Source organism: Salinicola endophyticus, assembly GCF_003206575.1.
GTDB lineage: Bacteria > Pseudomonadota > Gammaproteobacteria > Pseudomonadales > Halomonadaceae > Salinicola > Salinicola endophyticus.
On record NZ_PZJO01000023.1, the window covers coordinates 1 to 1670 of the forward strand.

Sequence of the window (1670 nt, forward strand, 5' to 3'; positions counted from 1 at the left end):
CTCGGCGCTCTCGTTCGCCCGCGCACCGGCAGCCGCTGGGTCAGGTCACCGTCACCCGAGGCGATCTCGCGCATGCGCAGCGCCAACCGCTGGAGCGGCCGTGACAGACTGCCGCCGAGCAGCCAGCTCACGAGCAGCCCCAGCCCGGCCAGACCGGCGCCCACCGCGAGCATCGCCAGGGTGTCCTGATGGCGCTGGCCGGCGAGCTGCTGCTGCAGGTCGTTGATACCGGCCATGGCCACGCTCTGGGGCAGGCTGATCAATACGATCCAGGGCTTGCCGTCGGCCGCGCCGACATGGAACGGCCACGCCATCTCGATCTGGTCGCCCTCCTCACGCAGCTCAGGCTGGCCCTGGCGAGCCTGTTCGAGCAGCGCATTGACGTCGGCATCGAACACCTCGCTGGCGTTCTTGCCCACGATCTTGGGGTCGTCGGTGTAGGCGGTGATTCCGCCACGCGGGGCGATCAGCGTCCAGTCGCCGGCACCGTCGTAAAGCGCACGGCTGGCGTCGTTGAGCAGCCCCTGGATGAAGTCGACCGAGAGATCGACCCCGGCGATGCCGCGGAACTCACCGTCGACCAGGATCGGCACGTTGAACGAGGTCACCATCAGCGTCTTGCCGTTGTAGTCGTAGGGGTGGGGATCCACCACACAGGGCTTCAGGGTCTCTTTGGGGCAGAGATAGTACTCGCCCACGCGTATCCCGCTGGCATTGATCTTTTCGCTCTCCATCGAGCTGCCGAGTGCGGCCACCGCGATCTTGCCGTCGGCGGTGCGATACCACCACGGCATGAAGCGCCCATCCTCGCCGTAGCCATCCGCCTCGCGGCCCAGATAGTTGGCATCACTGCCGAAGGCATTGGGCTCCCAGCCGATGAAGGCGTCGAGCAGGTCGGGATTGTCGACCACCGTCTGGCGCACCAGGTTGGAGAGTTCGTCGCGGCCCAGCGAGAGCCGCCGCCGGCCCTGGTCGTCGACCGCGCCCATCAGCGCATTGGTGTTGGCGAGGGAGTGCGCCAGGGTCAGGGCGTGATCGAGACGCGCCTGGATACGTTCGGCCTCGCGTCCGGCCACCGCGTTCAGGCGCTCGCGAATGCTGGCGGTCAGCAGCTCATCGGTGCGGCTGTCCACCAGCGCCTGCGAGCGGGTGTTGGCGTAGATGGTGTAACCCACCAGCGCCGCGACCACGAAGACAATGCACGCCCCCACCAGCAGCGTGACCAGCGTACGTATGGATTTGAAGTGCATAAGAGTGTCCCTCGTGGAAGGCAGTCGCGCCGGTGGCGCTACGAGCGATCGGCGCACGCCGTTCGCATAGGTTTATTGTTGGAATCAACTGGCCCCAGCCCGAACGGCCCGGGTCATCACGACACGGGCGCACTCGGCACTGTCTCTGGGATATCGCCGTTGCCAAAGCAAACTTTAGGGACGGTTTGAAAAGGTAAGGCTAGCGTAAAGACGCTCGCGCAAAGATAAGGAGAGAGCCGGGACTGACGCCCCGGCCCTCCATCGGGTCAGCTCAACGCCGGGCGCTTGTGAGCCCCCGTGTCATCCAGGGTGAACACGCCCACCGTCTCGGCCAGGCGCTGCGACTCCTGCTGCAGCGCGGCGGCGGCGGTGGCAGTCTGCTGCACCATGCTGGCGTTCTGCTGGGTCACGCTGTCGAGT

Annotated in this window: 1 protein-coding gene; it reads right to left on the bottom strand. The window is 66.3% G+C overall.

Translation table 11 applies throughout. The annotated features are described in order from the left end of the window. Positions 1–1250 (bottom strand): methyl-accepting chemotaxis protein (locus tag DOM66_RS19390; RefSeq protein WP_157959115.1); only part of this gene is annotated, 1250 nt, incomplete at its 3' end. Positions 1251–1670 lie beyond the last annotated feature (420 nt).